Source organism: Bacteroides intestinalis DSM 17393 (assembly GCF_000172175.1).
GTDB classification, from domain to species: Bacteria; Bacteroidota; Bacteroidia; order Bacteroidales; family Bacteroidaceae; genus Bacteroides; species Bacteroides intestinalis.
Genome location: NZ_ABJL02000007.1, coordinates 26,235 through 52,731, shown reverse-complemented (window position 1 = coordinate 52,731; position 26,497 = coordinate 26,235). Strand labels below are relative to the sequence as shown.

Sequence of the window (26,497 nt, the reverse complement as noted above, 5' to 3'; positions counted from 1 at the left end):
GTTAACTTAGAACTTGATATTAAATCCAAATGAATAGATGCTATTGATAGGATAATAGGATGGACCATCTCCTGTAGCAATTTCATTTTCCGGGTCCCAACCTTTATAGAAACTGTTGAAAGAGAACAGATTCTGCCCGCTCACATAGACACGTACATTTTCCATTCCTATTTTCTTTGTCCATGTTTTGGGGAAGGTATATCCTATTTGCACATTCTTCACACGCAGGAAACTGGCATTACGTACCCAGTAATCAGAGGTCTGAAGGTTTGTATTATTCATATTCAGAGTTTCCAAACGTGGATATTCTGCCCATTTATTGGGATTTGCTTCTGTCCAGCAATTATCTGCCTGCCATCTCTGGATTTGTCCCCCATTGTAAAATGCATAGGCCATATAAGAACCGATGAGGCGTTTGTGTCCTCCCAAACCTTGCAGTAAAGCGGAGAAATCGAGTCCTTTGTAAGATGCTGACAGATTCAGACCATAATAGAATTTAGGGGTGGTGCTTCCTAATACGGTGCGGTCATATTGTGCATCCACTTTGCCATCAGGCACTCCGTCAGGACCGCTGATGTCTTTGTATTTCACATAGCCCGGTTTTAGGCTTGATTTACCAACCAATTGTTCGGGAGCTGCATCTATTTCAGCCTGGTCTACGAATAAACCATCTGTCTCGTAACCATAAATTATTCCGATAGGTTGTCCCACAATACGGTTATTATTGATTTCTTCAGTAGCACCATTTGCCAGTTTCTCTACGGCATTCTTTACCCAGGTAAAGTTAGGAGAGATGCTAAAGCGGAAGTTACGTCCGATTTGTCCGTTATAAGTAAGATTCACCTCGATACCCTTATTGGATACAGCACCAATGTTTGACTGTCCAACCCCGCGTCCCATTATGCTGGATACTTCTACCGGTGCCAGAATGTCTGAGGTATATTTATAGAAGTAGTCCAAAGTACCGGTAAAGCGTCCGTTAAACAGACTGAAATCCAAACCGATATCCGTGATAGCTGTCTTCTCCCAGGTTATTTCCGGATTATTATAAGTTCCTGCGGCAGCACCGGGTTGCAGGGCGGCAGGATTGCCAAAAGGATAATCTTGTCCAAGGCTGTAAGTTTGCTGATACGGATAGACACCGATGTTTTGATTTCCCAATACACCGTAGGAAGCGCGAACCTTCAGATTATCGAATATATTAGAAACGGAACTGTTCTTCCAGAAGTCTTCTTCTGAAATTCTCCATCCGGCAGATACAGATGGGAAGATTCCCCAACGATGTCCGTCTGCAAAACGGGAAGAACCATCATATCGCAAATTGGCTTCCAACAGATAACGGTCTTTCAGTGAGTAATTGATACGTCCGAAGAAAGATAATAATGCGTATTCTTCCAGTGAACTGTTATTCGTAGCTGTTGCTTTGTCACCGGAACCTAATTCATATAGATAGTTATTGGGGAATGTATTTCTGTAACCTTCTAACCCTCTATTGGCTGATTGCTCTACGGATGTACCTGCCAGTAACTTAAAACTATGATCTTTTATCCGCTTTTCATAAGTAGCCAATGCTTCGAAAGTAGTGTATGTATTGTTGGCTGTCCAGACGTTCAAAGAAGCCGGTCCCACAGTCTTACTTTCATCAAAATAAGTATCCGCACGATAAGCTTTGTCATACTTAGTCCAGTAATTAACCCCTGCTTTTCCGATGAAAGAGAGTCCTTCAACAGGAGTGTCCCATTTCAACTGACCGGAAGCACTGATATTTCTATTGATGTTTTGCACGAAAGATTCACTTGCCAGCCATGCCTCCGGGCTGTAATTGTCCTGATACCCAAAACTGCCGTCAGACTTCTGGCCTGCATAGATAGGACCCTGGCGTACGGCATATCCTATCATCCCATCAATACTTTGAGGCTCTCCATTGGGAGCATTGTATTTATTGTTATAGGCGTTAATATTCAGATTGAGGGTAAGTCCTTTAGCTATTTCACTTTTCATAGTGAATAATGCTGTCATACGTTCGTTAGAAGTATTTGCCGTCATACCTTCCTGGTTGCGGTAGCCTATTGATAAGTTGTAGTTCGTTGTGGCATTACCGCCTTGTATGCTGACGTTATGCTGATGTTGGAAACCGGAACCTGACTCCAATAGCCATTTCAGATGATTTACATTAGGATAATTATCGGGGTCTGAGCCGTCTTTGAATTTCTGTATCTCTTCAGGGAGGTAGGCATCTTGCTTATCCATATTGCGCATAGCCATATTGTAGTATTCTGCATATTCCCATGATGGCAGGAAATCCGGTAACTCTGTGGGACGTTGCCAACCAAAAGAATTACTGTATGTGATGGTAGTCTTTCCTTGTACTCCCTTTTTGGTTTCAACCAGGATGACACCATTAGCGGCACGGTTACCGTAAATAGAGGCTGAGGCGGCATCTTTCAGGAAAGAAATACTCTGAATGTCGTTGGGGTCTATATCGTCTATATTCCCGGATAAACCGTCAATCAATACTAACGGATCTGTTCCGGCATTGGAGAAGGTACCTGTACCACGTATTTTGACCGTTGCTCCTGTTCCCGGACGACCGGAAGTTTGTAAAACACTCAGTCCCGGTGCTAAACCTGCCAATGCTTGTGCAGTACTCATCACAGGTTTGCTGGCTAAGTCTTCGGCCGATATGGAAGATACAGATCCTGTCAGATTCACCTTCTTTTGTGTACCATAACCTACGATTACAACTTCTTCCAGCTTCTTCGTATCTTCTTCCATAATGATGCGAAGCTGCTTATTCTCTTCTGCCTTTATCTCCTGAGAAATATAACCTACATAACTGATATGGAGAATATCTCCGGTTTTAGCTGTTACGGTAAATTTACCATCCAGATCGCTGACAGTTCCATTATTGGTACTTTTAACCAATATGCTTACCCCAATCAGGGGTTCGCCAGAAGAATCGGTAACTAAGCCTTTCACATTGCTTTGCACTTGTGCCCAAGTAGCGTTGCTAAGATGACAAACCAATAGGATCATTATGAATCTCATTGGTTGCATAAGTCCATACGTTAATCTGTTTCTCATAATTTTAATTGATTATTGGGTTATTTTTAAGGTATAGCGAGAGCTTATCGACTTAAGAAAAAGCCGATAAATACTCTCTTATTCCTTATGATTTTATTTCTTTATTTTAAAGACGGGAGCTATGTTGTTGAGCTTTTTCTCCGGCAGATTAATGGAAAGCCCTTCTGCTGTGCGGTTGAATCGTACCGGGCCATATCCGAGCAGTTCTACCTTCCTTATCTTTTGCGGAAATAGTTTGCTGTCGGCAGCTAATGATTTGATGATTACATTTCCATTTTCCGGCCAAGCCAGAACCGTGGCATATAAATCCTTCTTGGTTTGGGTGAAACGGATCTCTTGTGCCGTAGCTTTGCTATATGCTCCTTCGTTGAATCCTTGTGCATTGATTTTAATATCGGCTTCGGCTATCGGACCTTCGCCGAACACTTCCCAAGGTCGGGTGCTGTAGATAGCTTCTTTATTAATATTCATCCATTCGCCGAATTCATTCAGTATCTTTTCTTCTTTTTCATCAAACGTACCGTCGGCCCGCAATGGAACACTGAGAAGCAGATTACCATTCTTACTTACGATGTCAATCAACAGTTTTGCGACATCCGAGGCTGATTTATACCAGTTATTCTCATAGACAGATGTAGTGTAATGCCATCCGCCAATGCATGAACAGGACTGCCAGGGTCGCTCCATTATTTCATTGGGTGCACCGCGTTCTACATCCCAGACGATGGCTTTGCGTTGGTTTTCATCCAATATCTTACTCAACATGACGGCTTCCAACTTGCCTTTGTGGGTCGCCATATTGTGGTTATAGAAGTGAGCCGCAATCTTCAGTCCGGCATCACTGATTGGATAGAATGGAGCTACAGTCACATCAAAATAAATCAGATCGGGATTATAGCGGTTGATGGCATCTACGGTACGGTCATAGAAGTTTGTGCAGTATTCCTGAGTAGGCAAACATGCCCCGTTTCCCCAAGCCCATTGGCTATGAATCATGCCATCCGCCCAGCTACCTTTACTCATCGGATGATTTTGTGCATATAAATCCTGAGGGTCGTATCCTTCCCACCATTTGCCTTTACCATCCGCTTTTGTTAAAGTGCCATCGTAAGGGACACCGGCTTTAGGTCCGTGTCTGTCATAACGTTGGGAGGGTTCATACCAGGTCCAGGCATGGTCAGCATGGAAACTGATACCAAATGGAAGCTCGTATTTGCGTGCCGCTTTTTCCCATTCTGCCAAGATATCACGTTTCGGACCCATGTTCTTTGAATTCCATGGTTGATATTTACTATCCCAAAGGTCAAAGTTATCGTGATGGTTACCTAAAGCAAAGAAATACTGCGCTCCTATTTTCTTATAGAATGCAACCAGTTCATCCGGATTCCATTTTTCTGCTTTAAATAAAGGGATGATGTCTTTGAATCCCACTTCAGAAGGATGACCGTAGTGCTCTACATGATGCTTATATTCTGATGTTCCTTCCATATACATGGAGCGTGCCATCCAGTCGCCCGAGCCTTCTACACACTGAGGTCCCCAATGCGCCCATATTCCGAATTTTGCGTTCCTAAACCATTCGGGAACTTGGTAATTCTCCAAAGACTCCCATGTAGGTTGGAATTTACCTTTCATCATAGGTTCGTTCTTTTCTGAAACCGGAACCTGATAGTTCTGGGCAGATAAGGTTCCTATTGAAAGAACTAAAGAGGCTAATAAAATTCTGGTTCTCATAGGTATTAATTTTGTTTCTATTGTACATTGCAAAGATATGGATTAATTAATAGTTATAATAGGATTAAAAAGTGTTTGTATTGGAAAATATCGATTATATAAATAGGATATATCTGATATGATAGGATAAAAACGATTTTTATATTGAGAATATCGATAATCGTTTTGAATGATAAAGAAATTCACCTACCTTTATCGAGTTACTAAATACTATATACTATGGTTTCATTGGTTGATAAGTTACACCCTCTTGTGTTGAATGTCGGTTTAGCTGTGCATAATGCAGATTGGAACTGGAAGAATGTAAATAGTCCGTTTACGCGCTTATATTATATAACGGAAGGGACTGCCCAAATACAGTTATCGGGGAGCGTACAAATTTTAAAACCAAACTATCTGTATTTTATTCCAGCTTTTACTATACATAGTTATATATGCAATTCCTATTTTTGCCATTACTACCTGCACATTTATGAAGAGCATCAGTCAGATTCCAATTCATTAGATGAGTGGGAATTTCCGGTAGAGATACCTGCCGGTGATTTAGATTTGGCTCTATTTCAGCGTCTATGTGCAATAAACCCTCACATGAGTTTGCCTAAGTCGGACCCTTCGACTTATGATAATAACTCAACGTTGATGGAGAATCTTCTGAAGAACAAGCAGCGTGCGTTATGTGATAAGGTTGAATCACGTGGTATTGTATATCAGTTACTGGCACATTTCTTAAAGCGTGCGCAAGTTAAAGTAGAGACGAAAGACGATCGAATAGAGAAAGCTATTCTTTATATACGCAAACATATCTATGAGGCTATAGACCTGACAACTCTGTCTGAGAACTCATGTTTGTCAAAAGATCATTTTATCCGTTTATTCAAAAAAGAGACTGGTGTGACTCCTTCAAAATATATCAATCAGAAGAAAATAGAAAAAGCACAACTCATCCTGGTAACAGATGAGATGTCTGTAAAGAACGTGGCTTTTTCCCTTTCTTTTGATGACTATTCTTATTTTAATCGGCTCTTTAAAAAGACAACAGGACTTACTCCGCAGGAGTATCGGAACTCCTACCATTAATCCGGTTCACCATACACTCTCTTCTACGAAACAAAAAGAAGAATCTGCTTCTTTTTCATACACAGGGAAAGCAGATTCTTCTTTTATATCAGGATAATAGAGACCAGATTCTCTTTGTATTACTTATGTACCGAGAATTTATAGATGCATTGGCTTTGGTACTTTTCTCCCGGTCTTAACACTGCCGACGGCCATTCCGGTTTATTAGGCGTATCGGGATATTTATCCGTCTCCAGGCAAACTGCTGCACGGAAGTTATAAACAATGCCTTTCTTCCCCGTCAGAGTACCATCTAGGAAGTTTCCGCAATATACCTGTATGCCAGGTTCATTGGTATAAACATCCAGAACTATACCGGTTTTGGGTGATTCAAGAGTAGCGCATACTTTAGTTACATCCCCTTGAGTGTTCAGTACCCAGTTATGGTCTATTCCGTTTCCACTCTTCAGCTGTTCAAACTCCTGATTGATATTTGCACCGATTGCTGTAGGCTTTCTGAAATCCATGGGAGTTCCTTCTACCGTTGCAATCTCGCCTGTTGTCATGAAAGTGCTGTCTATCGGGGTGTAGTTATCGGCATTCAACGTTAACAGATAGGCAGAGTTATCAGTTGTGGGATCACCATCCAGATTGAAGTAAGAATGATTGGTCATATTGACAATAGTCGGCTTATCCGTTTCGGCTTCATATTGAATATCGATGGCGTTATCATCCGTCAACTTCATAGTAACCGTACACTGCAGGTTACCGGGAAATCCTTCTTCTCCGTCCTTTGCCAGATAAGTCAGTTGTACCTCCTGATCGTTCTTTTGTACTCCTTTGTATACACGGTACTGGAAACCTTTCGGTCCACCATGCAGACAATGACCATAGTTATTTTGTGGCAACTGGTACTCCACACCATCCAGTGTGAAGCGCCCTTGGTTGATGCGGTTGGCATATCGTCCAATGCTTGCTCCGAAGTCGGACGGATATTTGATATAGTCCTGTATAGAGTCGAATCCCAGAACCACATCCTTCATGTTACCATCTTTATCGGGAACCATGACCGATACAATACGGCCTCCGAAATTAGTGATGCAAACTTCCATGTTGTTTTTGTTCTTCAACACAAACAGGTCTGTCTTTTCACCATCGACTTCTGTCTGGAAATCGCTTCGCTTCAATCCGGATTCAGTCAGTTCTTCTTTTGTTGTTGCGGTACATCCAACCACTAGGACGGCACATACCAAAATCATCAGTTTATTCATATTCTATTAATTAGATTGCTTTTCGTAACGGAAGAAATCAACATCCACGTATCCACCGGCAGCCTTTGTGGCATAATTGAATATAGCGAATTTATTACCAGTGAAGTGCGCCATACTGAATATCATGTGGAATTTGTCGCCTATCGGAGTCCAGTTAGTGTCATCCAGGCTATAGGAGAATTGGGCATAGTCAGTGGTAAAATCACACTCCATTTTCAGGAAGACGATATCCTGATTCAGTTCGCGCCGTGCTTTTTCTACATTGCGGTCGGTCATCACCAGATACTTTTTTCCATACTCTTTCACGACAGAGAGGATTCCCGGTTCAGAACAGAATGCTGCCAATCCTGCATAGTCACCATCGTTCATGAAGGTGAGGTCTAAGGAAACGACACCACTACATTTGGGACCTTCAGTACGTTGCGTCAGTGTGTTGCGGGCTTCGAAGAGGTTCTTTACTACTTTTCCGGTTTTCAGTCTCAGATAGCCCGGGCGTTCGGTGAGAGTCCATAGCAAATTATCCGGATTATGATTCCATTGCCAGGTCAGTCCCAGCTTGGGAGCTTCGTCGAAGTTGTCGCTGACTACCAGTTCCGTCTTTTCATCATATCCTTGTACGGGTACTTTCATTACCGGAGGCACTTTGCCATTTTCGTCCCCCAGCATGGGCCAACCATTTTCCCAACGGCAAGGCATCAGCACAGGTACACGGCCTACGGCTTCGTGGTCCTGAAACAACATAGCATACCATTCGCCTGCTTCTGTATCGATGAAGCATCCTTGTGCTACACCGTGATTGGCATATCCGAGATCATCCGAAAGAATGGTTTTCATCTCATAAGGTCCGGACACTTTATCGGAACGGAAGCAGAGTTGTGTGCGTATGCCGCCTTCCGGCCACCAGATCAGAGTGAGGTAATATTTACCATTGAATTTATAGAAGTGAGTGCCTTCCAGTAACCCTTGTGGCTCACCGGGGATAACTTCTACCTGTAAGCCGTTAGGATTGATTCCAGACAAATCCTTATTGAATTCAATGATACGGATATGGCGTGCACCATAAGCCAGATAAATGCGTCCATCATCGTCGAACAACATGGAAGCATCGTGCAGATACTCATCAATCACAAGCTTCTGTTCCCATTTTCCTGCCGGATCTTTTGCCGTATAAATGTAGGATTTGTTTCCTGTACCGAAGAATACATAGAAAAGCCCGTCGTGATAGCGTAAGGAAGCAGCCCATTGTCCGCGGCTGTAGATATTACCGCCTTCCAGATCATTGTATGGGCTCTCTTTGAGTTCATCAAACACATAGCTGATGATTTTCCAGTTAACCATGTCTTTGGAGTGCATGATAGGCGCTCCGGGTGACATGTGTGCGGTAGTGCTAATCATATAGTAATCACTACCTACGCGTATAACGTCAACATCCGGTACATCAGCATAGATGACCGGATTGGTGAAAGTTGTTTCTTCCTCAGCTGCCTGCTTGCCGGCATTCGTACAGCCGGCAAGGAGAAACAGCACAAGGCAACTTATCCATAAAGATGCTTTGTTCATTATTGTTTGTTGATTTCAGAGTTTCAGTTTAATCATTTAACCTTTGTCCCTGACGGTTTTTTCAACCGCATCGTCTTTGGATAAGGGGTACCTAATACAGGGTAATCGTCAGCTTTCCATTCTATCTTCTGAGCACGGGGAGATCTTGTATCGCCCATGCCCGGAGGATCTACCTGAGTGTCGCGAGCATGATACAGGATATACCATTCTTTGCCATCAGGTGATTTGAAGAAGCTGTTGTGTCCTGTACCGTATACTCCATTTTCAGGAGACTGGCGGAACAGAGGCTGGGGAGCTTTCTTCCAGGATGCCGGATCCAACAAGTCTGCATTCGTATCTGCTGTCAGCATGCCCAAAGCATAGTACGGAGTCCATACACCGCTTGCCGAATAAGCAACGTGAATATATTTACCCTTCGGGCTCTTCAACGGTTGAGGTCCTTCGTTCACAAATACTTTGTGTGGAGGATTCCAACCGGTTTCGTTAATGTAGTGGCGTTCCCATTCCAGTTCCGGTTTAGAGATCAGGACTCTTTCGGAACCCAGTGTCCAGGGATTCTTCATCTCGGCAATGTAGATACATTGGGTTTCGGTATCCACACGACGGGTTTGCCAACCGGACCAAACCATGTATAATTTGCCTTTGTTTTCGAATACTGATCCATCAATAGCCCAGTTGTTATCTTTATCCGTACTGATGCGGCCTTTCATCACGAACTCTCCCTTGAACGGATCTTTGTTTGTATTTTCCAGTACATACATCTGGTGATTGTCGGAGTTACCGTCATCGGCTGCATAATAGATGTACCACTTTCCATCAATATTGTGAATCTCGGGTGCCCACAGGTTATGCTTATTAGACGGGTCTGTCGGAATCCAGATTGTTTTCTTCTCTGCATTACGAATGTCGGTCACATCCTGCGTCTTCCACAACACGAGGCTGTCGACCATGGTATGCATGTAATAGTAGGAACCATCGTGCCAGATAGCCCAGGGATCCGGACCATAATTGCATAATGGATTGGTATAAGTGCCTTCCAGATCTTCAGGATTCTTACTGAAGATACTGTGAATAAGTTTCGTATCAAACTTAGGAGTACGGTCATAGTAATAAATACCGTTTTGTTCCTGTTCCACATCCGTCAGCTGAGTATAGCAATATCCCCAAACCTGATCTTTCAATTCGAGAATGCCATTCATCTGACCTTCCAGTCGTTCCAGGAATTCCTTTTCAGTTTTCGGAGGTGTGCCGTAACCCCATGATTGTGTGCTTGAGTTGGTCTTATCCTGGTCTTTCACCCATTTAATACCCCCTACTTCATCAATCAGATATGGCATTTTGCCATCATATACCGGGAAGTCATATACTGCATTCTGGCGTAAACCGTTGAAGCCAATATTGGCTGCAGGTACTCCAATCTTATAGTTGGGAGCCTGGAAGAATTTACCATCTTTGTAGATGATATCTTTCAGCTTGGCAGGATCCTGTTCGTAGTTGTGTACAGTCCATATATCTGTTTTGATGTGGCAACCACCGCTGGCATCGTTCACCGGGCGGGTAGGGTCGAGTGACTTCGTCAGATTGTATAAATCGGTCGTAAAACGTGGGTACTGAACCAAATCAGGCCACCATTCTTCGTTCATCGGTGTCCAGATCAATAGAGAAGGATGGTTCCGGTCACGAAGTACCAGTTCCGACCATTCAACCTGGAAATTGCGTGCCACCTCTATGTTATTGGCATCCATACCCCAGCTTGGAGCCTCTCCCCAAGTAATATAACCCAGTTTATCTGCCCAATAATAGAAGCGTTCTTCGAATGCCTTCTGATGCAGGCGTGCTCCGTTGAAGCCGGCAGCCATCGATAACTCGATGTCGCGTTTCAATGCTTCATCGGTAGGAGCTGTCCAGATGCCATCGGGATAGAAACCCTGATCCAGTACCAGGCGTTGATAGTAAGGCTTGTTATTCAGATAAATCTTATTTCCTTCAATATGCACTTTGCGCATACCTATGTAAGATGATACTTCATCGATAACCTTTCCTGCCGGATCAATCATCTGATAAGTAATGTCGTATAGGAAAGGTGATTCCGGTGACCAGAGTTTGGCTTTCTTTACCGGAAGTACGGCCACAGAACTGTTGGTACCTTTCACTGTGGCAGCAGCAACGACTTTATTACCATCTTTCAGCGTAATCTTCAGCTTGTTGTTACTGTCACTGTAGAATGTAGGCCATACGACCAATTGCTCCTGATCGACGTCTGCAACGGCTTGTACGGATTTTAAGCCGGAAGGATTGATCGCTTCCATCCATACAGTCTGCCAGATACCTGTAGTACGGGTATAGTTACAGCCGTAAGAACCAAATTGCAGGCTCTGCTTACCGGCACTCTGCATGCCCGAACGCAAATCACTGGATGCGCGTACTACTAGGTGGTGTACCTTACCCGGAGTCACTAACTTGGTGATATCGATGCTGAAAGAAGAACTACCGCCGAAGTGACGTCCTGCCAAAGCTCCGTCAATGTAAATCTCAGAATTGTAGTAGACAGCTCCGAAATTCAGCAATACATTCTTGCCGCTCCAATCCTGCGGAATACTTATCTCCCGATGATACCAGATATGATTGATAAAGTCCTTATGCCCTACACCGGATAAACTGCTTTCCGGACAGAAAGGTACTGTTATCTTTCCTGAGAAGGAAGTAGCTTTGTAATACTCCTGCTCCATACCCGAATTGGAGAAATCGAATGTGTAATCCCATTCACCGTTCAAATTCACCCATGCTGTCCGTTCAAACTGAGGGCGGGGATATTCCTTGCGCGGAATATCTGCGGCATTTGTCTGAAATGCCATGCCGGCAGCCAATACGGCTGCAATCAAGATTTTCTTTAATTCCATAATTATTATTATTTTATGTATGTTACGTTAGGACCTAAGTAAGAGCGCTTCATTCCACCGAAGTCGATAACTACTTTCTGGATAATCATACCCGGGTCGGCACAGATTAGTTTCAAGGTGTGTTTGCCGGGCTTGTCGACATTTACATTGATAGTGCTGATGGTACTGTTACGGAACACATTCAGTCTCCATTGGCTGGAGTATTCTTTAGCCGAAGTAGTCATCCATTGTACCATGCCGTCATCGATCATGATACCGTAACGGGTATCATGTTTGGAGTTGATAGGGAACAAGGGTAGGGCATAAACATGTACGGTTGCATTACCACCATTGAATGTATAGAAGTCATATTCGGCTTTAGGGCTTTTGTTAGTGAACCACATATTGGGCACATTCTGGGTAGCTTCTCCCAATAGAACACAATCGTTCTCGTATCCCAATCCCTTGATAGTTCTGATTTTTATACCGCTATTTTCCACTTTTCGGTGGAATTTACCGGCATTGATGGAAACACATCCGTTGTCTTCTACATACATTCCTCTCAATTCCTCAACTGTGGGGTTTGCCGGATTGAAGACAGGAACGAATACTTCCTTTGTCTGATTACCGAAAGTCAACTCGATGACACCTACAACATCGTCACCTTGAGGTACCTTGTTCCAATCTACGGATACTGTGATTCTGTCCTGTAAGGGAACATATCCGGTTTGGCTGTTATTTCCGATTCGATGTTTGCAAAGAAGCGGGGATCCAGTGGGTCGGGGAATGTATATCTCTCCAAGGTGGGTTCCGGCAACACGATACTTTTTACGTCACCGATGTCTTTGTCGATGCTGCGATCCCATACTACTTTAAATACATCTTGATACAGGTCATTGCCCAGGTATTCGAAGAAACCGATATCGCTACCTAACTGAAGAACATGGTTGCCTAATACTACGTCCAGATCTTCTACACCGTAGTACTTTTGCAGTTGTTCTTTGGGCTCCTGCGTGAATTTGAAAGACCAAGGTACATAAGGAGGTTTTTGACCATCCAGCACCATTTTTATTACTTCTCTTTTGGTTTTACAGTTTTGCATAACTACATAAATTTAGTGATTAACAAATCTAACTCTGCCTGCTGCAAACATACTGAAGATTAGCCCAAAGCCTTGGCAATACAACACCAAAAAATGACACTTTTCACTCATTCTATATATTAATGAGAAGGGTCAGGAGGTGTTGAAAAGATACTATTTTGCCATTTTTAGCGTTTTTCGACCAGAATGGGCCTTTTGGGCTTTATTCTATGCTCTTCTTATGCCGGAATTGATTTTAATTCCTAAATTTGCATCAGTAGTTCGAGCTATATGAAAAACATATTCTTATGAGAAAGATTATACTAATATTATTCTTGGGGATATTCTGTTTGGGGAACCTTTGGGCACAACAGATTAAACATTATAATAATAATTCCGGTTTGTCACATAATACGGTAATGTGCTTGTTTCAGGACAGCAAAGGGTTTATCTGGGTGGGAACTAAGAACGGTCTGAACAGGTTCGATGGACATGACTTTAAGGTCTACCAACGTGGTGACTCTATTAATGAACTTCGGAACAGTATGATATACTGCATCACTGAAGATAAGGACAAAACCTTGTGGATTGCCACGGATAAAGGGATTTCTCTTTATGATCCTTTTACGGAGACTTTCTCGAATTTCAATAAGCAAACAGATAAGCAGGAAAGGGTAGACGGATTTATCAATAAGATTTATATTGATAAGTCGGATAGGGTATGGATACTTTCCGGTGACGGACTATTCATTTACCAGCCATCGGAGGATAAACTTTATAATATGCATGATAGGTTTGCACCCTACACAGCTTATGCCCCCCGGGCGTTATTTCTGGATGAAGATGGAACCGCTTATCTTGCCTTTCCCGATATAGGGGTTATCAAATATGATATCGATGGAGATAAAACAACCTTTTTAGCGCGGAATGATAATACTCCTACCGCTATCTGTGCTTATAAGGAACAGTATATTCTTCTGGGTACTCTGGACAAGGGATTGTTTCTTATCAATAAAGAAACCGGAGAATCTAAGAAACTCCAGATTGACGAATCGCGAAATTCTGATATTTATGTGCGGCATATTGAAAAGATCTCGAAAGATGAGTATTGGGTAGGTGCGGAAAGCGGCATTTACGTCTTGAAAGATGGGGCGGTTCAGCATATCACTTATGAAGCATACAATGATTTGTCTATTTCTGATAATGCCATTTATGCCCTCTTTAAAGATAGGGAAGGGGGGATTTGGGTTGGAAGTTACTTCGGCGGTGTGGACTATATTCCTAAGCAATATTCTTATTTTGAGAACTTCTATCCCATTGCCTATAAAAACTCTATTAGCGGTTACAGAGTCAGAGAATTTGTGAGTGACCGGAAAGGCTATTTGTGGATTGCTACGGAAGATAACGGGTTGAACTACTACGATACCCATACCGGGCTATTTACACATATATCCGATAAGACTAAACCGGTGAATATTTCTTTTACGAATATTCAATGTCTGAATCTGGTAGGTGATAAGTTGTGGATCGGAACCTTTACTAAAGGAGTAGATGTACTGGATTTAAAAACAAATCATTGCAGACATTACGAGAAGGACGGACATCCAAATTCGATCCTCAATAATGATATATTTGCCATTTATACAGATAGCCGGAATACTACTTGGGTGAGTTCGACTACGGAACTTTATACGTATGTGCCCGAAATAGATGGTTTCAAGGTATTCATGCCTATGAATGGCATGTTCATCAGCGATATCCTGGAAGATAAGAACGGAAATATCTGGTTCACAACTTATAACCTTGGAGTAGCTAGATATAATCCGGATACCAAGGAAATAAAGAGATTCCGTCATGATGTGAAGAACCCTAACAGTCTCTGTTACGACCGGATTACCTGTGCTTTTGAAGATAGTAAAAAGCGCCTGTGGTTTGCATCCGAGGACGGTGGATTCTGCCGTTACAATGAGACGGATGATACTTTTACGCGTATCACTACGAAACAAGGACTTCCCAGCAATGTGGTCTACAAGATTCTGGAAGATGATCATCAGCATTTCTGGTTGAGTACCAGTAACGGGTTGGCGAACTTCAATCCTGAAACGATGAGTGTTGAGGCGCTGTATAATCTTCCTAATGGATTGCGGAGTAAGCAGTTCAATTACAATTCTGGCATCAAGACAGAAGATGGTACACTGTATTTTGGCAGTATAGATGGTTTTGTAGCTTTCAATCCTAAAAACTTCCATCCGAATGAAAACAAGTATTCCGTTGTCCTGACAGGATTCTACATATTCAATCAGGAAGTTCAGGTGGGAACTTCTGATCATGTATTGGACAAGGCTATACCGTATGCAAATACGATTAACCTGAATTATGACCAGGCTACTTTCAGCTTCAGCTTCTCTGCATTGAATTATTCTACCGAAGGAAACGGGAAGTATGCTTATATGCTGGAGGGGATTGATAAGAAATGGAATTACGTGGACAATATCTTTAGAATAGCGTATAATAGTATTCCTCCCGGTGATTATATACTTCATATCAAATACTCGAGGGATGGCCATGATTGGAGTGATACGAATACTGTAGTGAATATCAATATCATTCCTCCGCTGTGGCGGACCTCTTGGGCTTACGCACTATATACCTTGCTGATTCTGGGTATGTCTTTCGGTGTCATCCGATTCTATGTACGGAAGAAGAAGAGGCAGGTAGATGAGAAAATGGCCCATCAGGAACAGCAGAAGAAAGAGGAAATATATAAGGCTAAAATAGACTTCTTTACGAATGTTGCACATGAGATACGAACTCCGATAACATTGATTAAGGCACCTCTCGATTATATTCTGACTTCCCATCCGGATGAGCACGAAACGAAGGAGAACCTGATAACAATGGAACGGAATACAGACCGTTTGCTGGTATTGGTGAATCAGTTGCTGGATTTCCGTAAGATAGAGTCTAAAGCGTTTACGTTGTCTCTGAAGATACGGAATATCAATGTATTGGTGGCTAATACATTCAATCGCTTCGTCCCGACAGGTAAGCGGAAGAAGCTGGAGATGATACTGGAATGTCCCGATCATGCAGTGATGGCACTGGTGGACGAAGAAGCTATAACGAAGGTATGTAGTAATCTCTTTAATAATGCTATTAAATATTCGTCTACATACATTAAAGCCATACTGTCGGTGAGTGAGGATGGTCGTATTTTCCGGATTACCGTGAAGAATGACGGTACGCCTATTCCACCGGATATGCGGGAGCGTATTTTCGAAGCTTTCTTCCAGATAAAAGGCGCTCATCCTACGCAACCGGGTTCGGGTATCGGACTTACGTTGGCATCTTCGTTGGTGCAGCTGCATAACGGACAGTTGTATCTGGATGAAGAAGCGGAAGATACTTCCTTTGTGGTGGAAATACCTACCAATGCATCGGCTGATGCTCAACAGGCCGAGGAAGATGTTTTGATTGAAGATGCAATAACTGACGAAGATAATATTTCGACTGTGGTACTTGAAGACTCTTTCTCTGCTAAGGAAACCATACTGGTGGTTGAGGATAATGAAGAACTCCAATCTTTCTTGTCTGTCCAGTTGAGCAGATATTACAAGGTACTCACTGCCAATAATGGAGAGGAGGCAATGGAGGTACTCAAGGGAGATATTGTAAACCTCATTGTTTCGGATATCATGATGCCGTTGAAGGATGGACTGGAACTGTGTAATGAGATTAAATCGAATCTTGAAACCTGCCATATTCCTATTATTCTGCTGACGGCGAAGACTACACTGAACAATAAGATTGAAGGGTTGAATAGTGGGGCGGATGCGTATATGGAGAAGCCATTTGCGATGCCTCATCTGTTGGTGCAGATTAAGAACTTATTGGAAAACAGAAGTAAACTCCGGCAGAACTTTGCTAATAGCCCGTATATTGCTACCAATAGTATGGTACAGAATAAAGCGGATGAGGACTTCCTGAATAAACTGACGGAAGTTATCAGGCAGAATCTGGATGATGATACGTTTAATATTGATGATTTGGCACGGGAGGTGAATATGAGCCGTACCAGTCTGCACCGGAAACTAAAGGGGATTACGGAATTGACTCCCGGTGACTTTATTCGTATTATCCGCTTGAAAAAAGCTGCTGAGTTGTTGCTGGAAGGGGAGTACAGGATTAATGAAATCTGTATGATTGTGGGAATACGCTCGTTGTCGTACTTCTCAAAGAGCTTCCAAAAACAGTTTGGGGTGCTGCCGAAAGACTTTGCTAAGAGTCATGTGAAGCAGTGATAAAAGAAGAGGTTGTGTCAAAATGCTGGCACAACCTTTTTTTATGCGCAAAGCCCGGACTTTCCCAAGCCCAGGCTTTGTTATTACCCAAAGTTTATGTAACTTTAGGCATCATTTTTTTCGTTATGGCAAAGTTACATTTTCGTCCTTACATTCCCAACCAAACCGTTCTTTTTCCACAAAGAATTGATGAAAACATAGCTGCGGACGACCCTGTCCGCATAGTCAATGCAGTTGTTGATAATCTCAATCTTGATAATTTCAAGAAGCTTTATAAAGAAACGGGGCGCTCAGCTTATCATCCTAAAATGATGCTCAAGGTAATTATCTACGCTTACATGAATAATATCTATTCCTGTCGTAAAATAGAGAAGCTTCTTTTGCGTGACATTCATTATATCTGGCTTGCCGGTCATGAGCATCCGGATTTCATCACCATCAACCGTTTCCGTAACCGTGTAAAGGAGGAGATAAACAACGTTTTCACGCAGTTGGTTCTTGTCCTTGCCGATAAGGGTTTCATCAGTCTTGACGTGGAGTATATCGACGGTACCAAGATTGAGTCCAAAGCCAACAAATATACTTTTGTCTGGCGCAAGAGTGTTGAAAAGCACCGCACGAAGTTGCTGGACAAGATTCGTATCCTTCTGGAACAGGTGGACGAAGCCATTGCACAAGAGAACTCCGTAAAAGACACACCCGCCCAATTCACTCCCGCCATGCTCTCTGACATAGTGGATGAACTTAAAGAAGTCCTAGAACACCAGCCTGCGACAAAGGATAAGGAACAAAAGAAAGCCCTGCGCGAAAAGAAGAAACAGGTCAGGGAACTTGAAGGGTATCGTGACAAGCTGATGGAATACGACAATCACCTTGAAGTCCTTGGAGAACGTAATTCCTATTCCAAGACCGATCCTGATGCTACATTCATGCGTATGAAAGAAGACGCCATGAAGAACGGGCAGACCAAGCCCGGGTATAATTTACAAACAGGTACTGAAAACCAATTCATCATAGACTTCCGGCTGTTTCCCAACCCCACCGATACGCTGACCCTGATCCCTTTCTTCCACTCCTTCCAGCACCGCTATAACCGCTTACCGGGTATCGGTGTGGCAGACTCCGGTTACGGCTCGGAAGAAAATTACCGGTTCATGCAGGAAAACGGGATAGAGGCCTTTGTCAAGTACAACTACTTCCATAAAGAGCAGCGTCCCCGTTATACTCCCAACCCGTTCCATGCGGAAAGTCTCCATTACAATGCGGGGGAGGATTATTACGTTTGTCCGATGGGGCAACACATGAACCGCATAGGAACCAGACATGACAAAACAGCGAGCGGATACATCACCGAAAGTGCCCGGTACAAAGCACAAAGATGCGAAGGTTGTCCTTTGCATGGAAGTTGTTTTAAAGCACGGGGGAACCGTATTATAGAAGTCAACCACCGGTTAAACCAATACAAACGGCAGGCACGGGAAAGGTTAGTCTCAGAAGAAGGAGTCAGGCATAGGGGCAGGCGGTGTATAGAACCGGAAGCTGTGTTCGGACAAATGAAATACAACATGGCATACAGGAGGTTCCGGCATGTGGGAGAAGACAAGGTGACAATGGACTTTGCCTTCTTTGCCATAGCTTTTAATATCAAAAAGATGTGTGCAAAACTGAGAAAAACAGGAAAGGAGCTCATTACACTTACTAAATCTATATTTATTGGACTATTTATAACCCGATACAACGGGAATATAGCAACTTGTTACCAAATGAATGAGAAAAAAGCGGCGTAGACAAAAGAAAAGATAACAGGACGATAAATTATAGAAAAAGGTTGTGCCAACGTTTTGACACAACCTCAGTTTAAAAACAATCTTTCTATCTACTTGGTTGTTTTCTTGATTATTTCAATTTCTTTAGCAGAATACGGGGTATAATCTCCTTTGTAAATGTCATGTTGCCATACTCCAGTGTAAGGCAATTGTTCAGGACGGTGTCCCCAGCATAGATGGGTCTGCGTCTTTCCATTTACCAGTCCCCACATCATGCTGCCTACATGTGCTTCTTTCAACATTGGGAGGATTTCCGGGATAGTGGAGTGAGCTACACGGTTCATCCACTCGGTACAGATGGTAGGACGACCTAGTTTAAGATGCTCTTTCATCACTTTTTCAGTTTCTTCTTTCGAAGCATAGCAATGGAAAGTGATGATGTCTGAATTTGATGCCAGGAAGTCATTTAGCTCTTTGTTTTCGTTCCAGAGTCCTGATGTGATGGGTTGCTTCGGATTCACTTCACGCGCCCATGTGAAGACTTTACGGAGGAGTGGCCAGCTTCTTTCCGGCATGGTGGTATTGGTAGGCTCGTTGTATAAGTCCCATACAAAGATACGCGGGTCATTCTTGAAGTGGTTCATTACTTCTTTTACATACTTTTCCAGTTTACCGTGAGTCCGTTCATCTACTACCATTGAGTAGCCGGGAGATGGAGACCAGACCCAGGCGTACCAGCCTTCCAGCGGTTCGGGTTGTTTTCCTACTGTCGGGTCTGTATTGACACCGAAGGCGCAATCATCAAAGAAAATAGGCATTACTTTTACACCGTACTTATCACAGATACTTAGAAAGCGGTCGAGTGTACGTATGAAGTATGCGGGATCTTCTTCATATACCGCATATTGCATCACTATGCGCGCGCAGTTCATACCTAAACTCTTCATTAACTTCATTTCTTTTTCTATCACTTCGGGTGAGAAGGACGTTTTATCCCACATGGCAGTGTAGTTGATGGCAGTGGCGGGAATGTAGTTTACTCCGCAATACCACGGATTTTCTTTGCCCCATTTCTGGGCTTGTTCTGTACTCCATACTTTGCTTTGAGCAGTAGCGGAGATGGCGGCAGTTAGTACCACACAGATGCAGATTAATAATCGTTGTATATTCATGATATTATATATTTAAGTTCGATGCAAATGTAGGCGAAACTTTCCTTTTGGAATGATGCTAATTTTTCAGAAAACAACAGCATTTGACCAATCTGTAAGAGCAAGCCGATTTTTACTTATGTGAGGTGAACGATAAGTATATCGTTGTTTCATTTCATGGAGATTCTATTTATCCCAAATGATAACTTTGTTAACCCCACACGGTAACTCCATTTACACACCGAGGTAAAGCTCGTTACATGCCGAGGTAAATGGTGTTACAATAAGGAGTAAAGGCCGTTACATACGGCAGTAAATGCGTTTACATTTTGCAGTAAGCCATTGGTAAATACTATTAGCTGATTATCAGAAAACTAACAAATGTCCATCAGCAATCTTTGATTTATTTCTATACGTACAATACGTGGATATGAACTCTAATTTTTCCTCTTTGAACAGAAATAGCATTTTTTTGGAAGAATAGAGCATTTTTGTTCTTTTCCCCTTTCTGGAGGCCGTTTGAGGCAATTTTGTAAATAGACAAATTAGAGCAATTTTTTGGTACGCAAGGGATATCCTCTTATATTATTTCACGTTAGATTTGCACCATCAAAACGAATGTTACATTGTAATCGAAGTACTATTATGAAAACGCTAAAACTTCTTTTCCTGTTAAGTTGCTTACTTTATACCTCTTTTGCTTTTTCACAAGAAGCAACTTTGTCATCCGGTGAAGTAACACTGAATATTACCCGTCAGAAAGATAACACGTATGGTGTTACATTCTCTGCTTATGGCAAAGAATTTAATGCGGGTACAGAGCATAATCCTGCTTTACTGATTGACGTCAAGATGAATACTTTCTACCCGACTTATACATCTTATACAAAGGATGGTGATAAAGTAGAGTTGATGGCACGCCTGACTACCACTCCTCGCACCACCGTCTTTGAAATAAATGACGTATATACAGCGAAGGGAAACGGTGAGTTTGAACTGAAACGCAACGTGAAAGTTGTTGAGTTGGGAGATAATCCTTATGATGAAGGCTTCTCTTCTTCTTTCGGCTTACAGTTTGCACCGGAAGATGTATTGGCAAATAGCGAATACTTTATTCCTGCTGTTTGGTATAAAGGTAACTTTGAGAAAGATGGAAATATTCCTGCAGGCATTCCGGTCGCTACTGATTTGAGTTTTCTTTATAGAGAAGACCGCATTCCCCTTCCGGTGGTGATGATGCGTCAAAAAGAAAGTGGATTGACTTTCACTTTAGTACATAAAGATTCAAAATGTGAAACTGTACTGAATGATTCACGTGGTGTAGTAGTCGACGAAAATTATCAGTTTGGTGGCGTGGGTGTTGTCAACTGGAAGAAGTCTGACTCTTTTGCTGCTGTAGTTACTTATCCAGGTTCTGACTTGCGTACCGGAGGAATGGGCAGACGTATGCATCCCATAACAAAAGGATTTGATAAACATACTTATAATGTCTATTTCAAAATAGATAAAACTTCCGACTATGCTAATGCTGTAAATGAAGCTTGGAAACTGGCTTTCAATCTGTATAATCCAAAGATTTATGATGTTAACTTGAATTCTGCTTATCGGGGATTGATTGAAACTGTTAATCATTATTATCTGGACAGTTCGGTTGATAAGGATATAAAAGGTCCCGGATTCCCATGGAGTGTGAAACTGACAGATTTCTCCTTAAATAAGAATACTTATGAGATCGGTTTTGTTGGCTCACAACCTACAGCTGGCTATGCATTGTTTCGTGCAGGTGTGGAGACTGGTAATGAGGAATATAAGGTAAGAGGAAGCAATGTACTGAATTTATGGGCTTCTCAAGGATTGACAGATTTAGGACTTCCCAAGACACGTTATGCTGCACTATGGGGTACATGGGACAACTGGGCAAAGACTTCTATGCGCCAAGCTTGTAACGGAATGGCCGGATTGCTGAATGCATGGTGTTATGCCAAACGTAATGGAATAGATATCCCTTCATGGCTGAATGCCTGTAAGAAGTTTGGTGAATTCCTGGTGACTAATCAGAATGCGGATGGTAGTTACTATCTGGAATATGACCCTTTCAGTGTTGTAGGTGGTAAACATCCGGCAGGTAATCAGAATAAGTTTCTGACTATTTGCGCTGTTCGTTATCTGGTAGAGCTTTATATCGCCACCAATGATGAACGTTATAAGACAGCTGCTTTGAAAGCTGCAGAGTTTTCTTATGCTAATATTCATGAAAGATATCTCTATGTGGCTTGTGTGGTAGACAATCCGCAGACTATCGACAGTGAATCCGGTCAGCAAGCTATCAATGGTTTTCTTGCTATCTATGACCTTACAAAAGATCCGAAATGGTTGGCTGCTGCAGAACAAGCTGCTACATACACCGAAAGTTGGAGCTATATGTTTGAAGTACCGGTAGAAAAGGATCAGACAGCTAGAACAGATTGGCCTAAAGACAGAAGTATTGTCGGACAGCATATTATAGCTATTGGCCATTCTGCTACGGATTTAGGTTTTGCATGGTCCTCATTTGTGTACTATCGCCTGTATCTGTTGACGGGTAAAGAACATTATCTCCACGTTGCACGTATCAGTGCTCACAATACGAAACAGTCTATGAATCTGGGACAGGAACTTTATCCCGGACAACCTGAAGGCTTGCAGCAAGAAGCTTTCCAAGTAAGGGTAAGCAATGGTGCGGGTCGAAGAATGAATTCTATTATGGAAGCATTGACGTGGAACTTTGCTGCTCACTTGGATCCGATGATTCGTTTTAAGGATGCTTTTGGTACTTATGATCTGGAGGAAGTAGAAGCTATGCCGAAATCCAAGGTAGAGGAATTGAATAATAGATATTCGAAATATCAGTCTTCCGATTATGGGCAGGATCCGGAGACCGGAATCGAAACGATTGATGGAAATTCACTTTCGGCATATATTTCAGGGGATCAGCTTTTTCTGGTAAATAAAGGTAAAGAAGATATTTCAAAGGTAGAGCTTACAGATTTGGCAGGAAGACGGTTATGGACCGAAGATATGAAGGTAACAGATGAGGAATACACATTCCCGATGCATGGAACGTTTTCAGGGTTTTATATTTTGAATGTGTGTTTAGTTTCAGGAGAACAAAAAGCATTTAAAGTTTATAAAAATAAATGAGTATTCACTTTTAAGGATCAAGAAAGGAGGGCGTTAAAAAAAACATTGAAACAAGCATGATATAAGATATTCATAGTTAAGGTAAAATAATAAGTTTTCAGATAAGTTTTCATTTTTCAGTTTTCAATAATATACAGATAAACTAATTTATGTTTAATTTTAAATAATAACTTATGAAGCACTTTTTAAATGAGTTAATCTCGGCTGGTAATAGAAGGAAGAATTTCTTCTTATTATTAGTTGTTTTAGTGTCTTCCGCAATGCTTCAGGCACAAAATATAGCTGTGTCAGGTATAGTGAAAGATGTTACAGGTGAACCTTTGCCTGGAGTAAACATTATGGAGAAAGGAACTACCAACGGAACGATTACTGATGTCGATGGTAAGTTTACACTTTCTGTTAAGGGAACTAATGCAGTTTTGACAGTTTCTTTTGTGGGCTATGCACCGCAGGAGATCAGCGTAAAGGGAAAACGAAACCTGGATGTTACACTGAAGGAAGATACAGAGTTGCTTGACGAAGTTGTGGTAGTGGGATATGCCACTCAGAAGAAAGCTACAGTGGCTGCAGCGGTAAGTTCGGTGAACAATAAAGATTTGACCCGTTCTACATCAACATCGGCTGCCAATGCTTTGGTAGGTAAAGTATCAGGTATTACGGCACGTCAGAAGTCTGGTCAACCGGGAACTTCGACTAACCTTGAGATTCGTAACATGGGTACTCCTCTCTATGTTATCGACGGTATCATGAAAGATGAGACAGCATTCAATGCCTTGGATATTCACGATATTGAGAATGTATCTATTCTGAAGGATGGTGCTGCTGCTATTTATGGTGTGAAGGCTGCCAACGGTGTGGTTTTGATTACTACAAAAACCGGTAAAAAAGGACAGAAGCCTCAGATAAATCTGAATGCTCACATGGGATGGCAAGGATGGACAAAGTATCCTGAACTGCTGAATGCTTACCAATGGAAATGGGGTAACTACATGAAGCAAGCCAATGATGGAAACCTGACTGGAGCTGATAATATTGCTAATGCTAAGGCTGATTTGGAGAAATGGCGGACAGGATATTATAATCCGGCTACAGGTGAAGATTATCGTGGATATGATTGGAAGGATAATTTTGTAAGCAATGCTGCTCCTCAGTATTATGTAAATGCTAATATCAGCGGTGGCACAGAGAAGACAGATTATTACATTTCGGTAGGACATATTGATCAGGATGCCGTGTTCAAAGAATACAACTATAACCGTACGAACTTACAGGCTAACTTTAATATGCAGTTGACCGATAAATTCAAGGTAGGTTTTCAGACATTGGGTAAAATAGAGCAAAATGTCAATCCAGCACTTCCTGGTGGAGACGATTACTTCCAGATGCGTAATTCTATCTTTAATTTGATTCCGACTATGCGCCCGTATGCTAACGATAATCCGGATTATCTGAATTATATTACCCCGACTCATGACGGTGCTCGTAATATGGCTGCTTATACTATTGACAATGCTGGTAAGCACCAGAAAGACTTCCGTACTATTCAGCTTAGTGCAAATTTGGAATATAAGACACCGCTTCCAGGATTAACAGCTAAAGGTTTGCTGTCTTATTATTACGAAACTCTTCATCAGACAGATAATGAGAAGAGTTGGAATGAATATAGGTATGACCCTGCCACACAGGAGTACAAAGTAGCATCTACAAAAACTGATACTTATCGTGGAGATGTAAGAAATCATAAAGTTGAAATGATGGGGCAGTTTACCTTGAATTACGATCATATTTTTGCCAAGGATCATCATGTGACAGCCGTCGCAGGTTTTGAATTCTTTAAAGAAGACCGGAAATATTTGACTGTGGCTCAGAGTCCAGTAGAAAATCCGTTTGTAGAAAATATTACAACGAATGCTAATAATACTGTAAGTAATTCAGTACGTACCATTACTACAGCCAGTTTCATTTTCCGTGCAGGCTATTCTTATAAAGAAAAGTATATCATTGATTTTGCCGGTCGTTATGATGCTTCCTGGCGTTTCTTACCGGGTAATCAATGGGGCTTCTTCCCGTCAGTTTCCGGTGCATGGCGTCTGTCTGAAGAAGAATTTTACAAAGACTCTAAGGTGGCTGATTGGATTTCCAGCATTAAGTTGAGAGCTTCTTATGGTGAAATGGGCGATGACATGGCTAGAAACTTTAATAGCAGTTATCCGGACTTTGCTTACTTGCCTGGTTATGCATTTAACAATGGAGGAGCTATCATAAGCAATAATCCTTTGGGGAATGCTCCAGATGCTTATACTACAGGCACTGCTTACAAAGGAATTCCTCAAACTGGACTTTCTTGGATGAAGATTTCTATGATGAATGTCGGTTTCGATATGGGTTTCCTGAACGATCGCTTGAAACTGGAAGTGGACTTTTTTAAGAGAAAAAGAAGTGGCATCCCTGCTACCCCAACTGACATTATCTACCCTTATGAGGCAGGTTATAGTGTACAAAAACAGAATTTGAACTCCGATCAGGTTAGTGGTATTGATGGTATGGTGAGATGGAATGATCGCGTTAATGACTTCAATTATTTTGTAGGTGTTAATCTGACTTTAGCTCGTCAGAAGACAATAAATAACTATGGTGAAGTTTTCTTGAACGGATGGGATCAATATCGTTGGGCACAGACTAACCGTTGGTCTAATGTGAAAAATGGTGCCGTATGGATGTGGGAAACTATCGGTGTGTTCCAGACTCAGGAAGAAATTGATAACTATCCGGTGAACATTGATGGTGCTAACAACGTGAACTTACGTCCGGGTGACTTGATTTTCAAGGATGTTAATGGTGATGGCTTGATTGATGACTATGATAAGCGTCCTTTGGGTTATGCAGCTACTGATTATGATTGGGATAGCGGTAATGCTAACAAGAACCCCTTACTTTCAATGGGTATTAACTTGGGCTTCGAATATAAGGGCATTGACTTTGCAGCCGATTTTGCCGGTGGTTTCATGAACACATTTATTGGCGACTGGCATGTGAAGTATGGTATTGGCACTGACCAGATGGGATATGTATACAATGTGATAGATTCTTGGCAACACGAAGATATCTTCGATACAAAATCTCCTTGGAAACGTGGTAAGTTCCCTGCTGTTCGCAGTAACAATCCTTCTATCAGAGACTGGAATGATTTTTATGCAAAGGAAATCAACTATTTACGTCTGCGTAACTTAGTGGTAGGTTATACATTGCCGATTAAGTGGACAAAGAAGGCTTTGATACAAAAGCTTAGAGTTTACTTTGAAGGTTCTAACCTGCTTTGCTGGGATAGCTTGAATGACTTTGGTTTCGACCCTGAAATCTCTTCTGTTACCGGATTCGACTATCCGCAACACAAAGTGTACACAGTTGGAGTAAACGTAACCTTTTAATTGAAT

Annotated in this window: 13 protein-coding genes; 5 read left to right on the top strand and 8 right to left on the bottom strand. The window is 42.1% G+C overall.

Going from position 1 to position 26,497, the window contains the following annotated elements; genetic code table 11:
• Positions 1-6: 6 nt before the first annotated feature.
• Positions 7-3,084 (bottom strand): SusC/RagA family TonB-linked outer membrane protein, encoded by a 3,078-nt coding sequence (locus BACINT_RS04305; RefSeq protein ID WP_007660867.1) that lies wholly within the window; start codon positions 3,082-3,084, stop codon positions 7-9.
• 93 nt (positions 3,085-3,177) lie between these two features.
• Positions 3,178-4,818 (bottom strand): alpha-L-fucosidase, encoded by a 1,641-nt coding sequence (locus BACINT_RS04300; RefSeq protein ID WP_007660866.1) that lies wholly within the window; start codon positions 4,816-4,818, stop codon positions 3,178-3,180.
• Between the two features lie 219 nt (positions 4,819-5,037).
• Between BACINT_RS04300 and BACINT_RS04295 the strand changes: the two genes are divergently transcribed.
• Entirely contained in the window at positions 5,038-5,895 is an 858-nt protein-coding gene (locus tag BACINT_RS04295; RefSeq protein ID WP_007660864.1) for a helix-turn-helix domain-containing protein, read from the top strand.
• 119 nt (positions 5,896-6,014) lie between these two features.
• Here the strand turns inward: BACINT_RS04295 and BACINT_RS04290 are convergent, their stop codons facing one another.
• The 5 genes from BACINT_RS04290 to BACINT_RS04270 are packed head-to-tail and all read right to left on the bottom strand — an operon-like array spanning position 6,015 to position 12,686.
• On the bottom strand, positions 6,015-7,145 hold the full coding sequence (locus BACINT_RS04290; protein WP_007660863.1) for an aldose epimerase family protein: 1,131 nt from the start codon (positions 7,143-7,145) through the stop codon (positions 6,015-6,017).
• A 6-nt stretch (positions 7,146-7,151) separates the two neighbouring features.
• On the bottom strand, positions 7,152-8,705 hold the full coding sequence (locus BACINT_RS04285; protein WP_007660862.1) for a glycoside hydrolase family 43 protein: 1,554 nt from the start codon (positions 8,703-8,705) through the stop codon (positions 7,152-7,154).
• Positions 8,706-8,737: 32 nt separating this feature from the next.
• On the bottom strand, positions 8,738-11,605 hold the full coding sequence (locus BACINT_RS04280) for a glycoside hydrolase family 2 (protein WP_007660860.1): 2,868 nt from the start codon (positions 11,603-11,605) through the stop codon (positions 8,738-8,740).
• 8 nt (positions 11,606-11,613) lie between these two features.
• Complete coding sequence (locus BACINT_RS04275; protein ID WP_007660859.1) at positions 11,614-12,222, bottom strand: hypothetical protein; 609 nt, start codon at positions 12,220-12,222, stop codon at positions 11,614-11,616.
• A 47-nt stretch (positions 12,223-12,269) separates the two neighbouring features.
• Positions 12,270-12,686, bottom strand: a complete 417-nt coding sequence (locus BACINT_RS04270; RefSeq protein ID WP_007660857.1) for a hypothetical protein — start codon at positions 12,684-12,686, stop codon at positions 12,270-12,272.
• Between the two features lie 287 nt (positions 12,687-12,973).
• Here BACINT_RS04270 and BACINT_RS04265 point away from each other — a divergent pair, with 287 nt between their 5' ends.
• Entirely contained in the window at positions 12,974-16,966 is a 3,993-nt protein-coding gene (locus tag BACINT_RS04265) for a hybrid sensor histidine kinase/response regulator transcription factor (protein ID WP_007660855.1), read from the top strand.
• 125 nt (positions 16,967-17,091) lie between these two features.
• Positions 17,092-18,753 carry an IS1182 family transposase gene (locus BACINT_RS04260; RefSeq protein ID WP_007662726.1) on the top strand — a complete coding sequence of 554 codons (1,662 nt, stop codon included), beginning with the start codon at positions 17,092-17,094 and terminating at the stop codon, positions 18,751-18,753.
• Positions 18,754-18,842: 89 nt separating this feature from the next.
• Here BACINT_RS04260 and BACINT_RS04255 read toward each other — a convergent pair whose 3' ends face one another.
• Positions 18,843-19,904, bottom strand: coding sequence for a glycoside hydrolase family 2 TIM barrel-domain containing protein (locus tag BACINT_RS04255; protein WP_007660853.1), 1,062 nt, complete (start codon positions 19,902-19,904; stop codon positions 18,843-18,845).
• Positions 19,905-20,528: 624 nt separating this feature from the next.
• Between BACINT_RS04255 and BACINT_RS04250 the strand changes: the two genes are divergently transcribed.
• Positions 20,529-23,063, top strand: a complete 2,535-nt coding sequence (locus tag BACINT_RS04250) for a glycoside hydrolase family protein (RefSeq protein WP_007660849.1) — start codon at positions 20,529-20,531, stop codon at positions 23,061-23,063.
• Positions 23,064-23,236: 173 nt separating this feature from the next.
• Positions 23,237-26,491 carry a SusC/RagA family TonB-linked outer membrane protein gene (locus BACINT_RS04245; protein WP_007660848.1) on the top strand — a complete coding sequence of 1,085 codons (3,255 nt, stop codon included), beginning with the start codon at positions 23,237-23,239 and terminating at the stop codon, positions 26,489-26,491.
• The last annotated feature ends 6 nt before the right edge of the window (positions 26,492-26,497 follow it).

Excerpts from the sequence above, each read along its gene's own strand:
- BACINT_RS04255 (WP_007660853.1), bottom strand. The coding sequence starts at position 19,904 with ATGAATATACAACGATTATTAATCTGCATCTGTGTGGTACTAACTGCC.
- BACINT_RS04270 (WP_007660857.1), bottom strand. The coding sequence starts at position 12,686 with ATGCAAAACTGTAAAACCAAAAGAGAAGTAATAAAAATGGTGCTGGAT.
- BACINT_RS04265 (WP_007660855.1), top strand. The coding sequence starts at position 12,974 with ATGAGAAAGATTATACTAATATTATTCTTGGGGATATTCTGTTTGGGG.
- BACINT_RS04300 (WP_007660866.1), bottom strand. The coding sequence starts at position 4,818 with ATGAGAACCAGAATTTTATTAGCCTCTTTAGTTCTTTCAATAGGAACC.
- BACINT_RS04285 (WP_007660862.1), bottom strand. The coding sequence starts at position 8,705 with ATGAACAAAGCATCTTTATGGATAAGTTGCCTTGTGCTGTTTCTCCTT.
- BACINT_RS04250 (WP_007660849.1), top strand. The coding sequence starts at position 20,529 with ATGAAAACGCTAAAACTTCTTTTCCTGTTAAGTTGCTTACTTTATACC.
- BACINT_RS04245 (WP_007660848.1), top strand. The coding sequence starts at position 23,237 with ATGAAGCACTTTTTAAATGAGTTAATCTCGGCTGGTAATAGAAGGAAG.
- BACINT_RS04260 (WP_007662726.1), top strand. The coding sequence starts at position 17,092 with ATGGCAAAGTTACATTTTCGTCCTTACATTCCCAACCAAACCGTTCTT.
- BACINT_RS04280 (WP_007660860.1), bottom strand. The coding sequence starts at position 11,605 with ATGGAATTAAAGAAAATCTTGATTGCAGCCGTATTGGCTGCCGGCATG.
- BACINT_RS04295 (WP_007660864.1), top strand. The coding sequence starts at position 5,038 with ATGGTTTCATTGGTTGATAAGTTACACCCTCTTGTGTTGAATGTCGGT.
- BACINT_RS04290 (WP_007660863.1), bottom strand. The coding sequence starts at position 7,145 with ATGAATAAACTGATGATTTTGGTATGTGCCGTCCTAGTGGTTGGATGT.
- BACINT_RS04305 (WP_007660867.1), bottom strand. The coding sequence starts at position 3,084 with ATGAGAAACAGATTAACGTATGGACTTATGCAACCAATGAGATTCATA.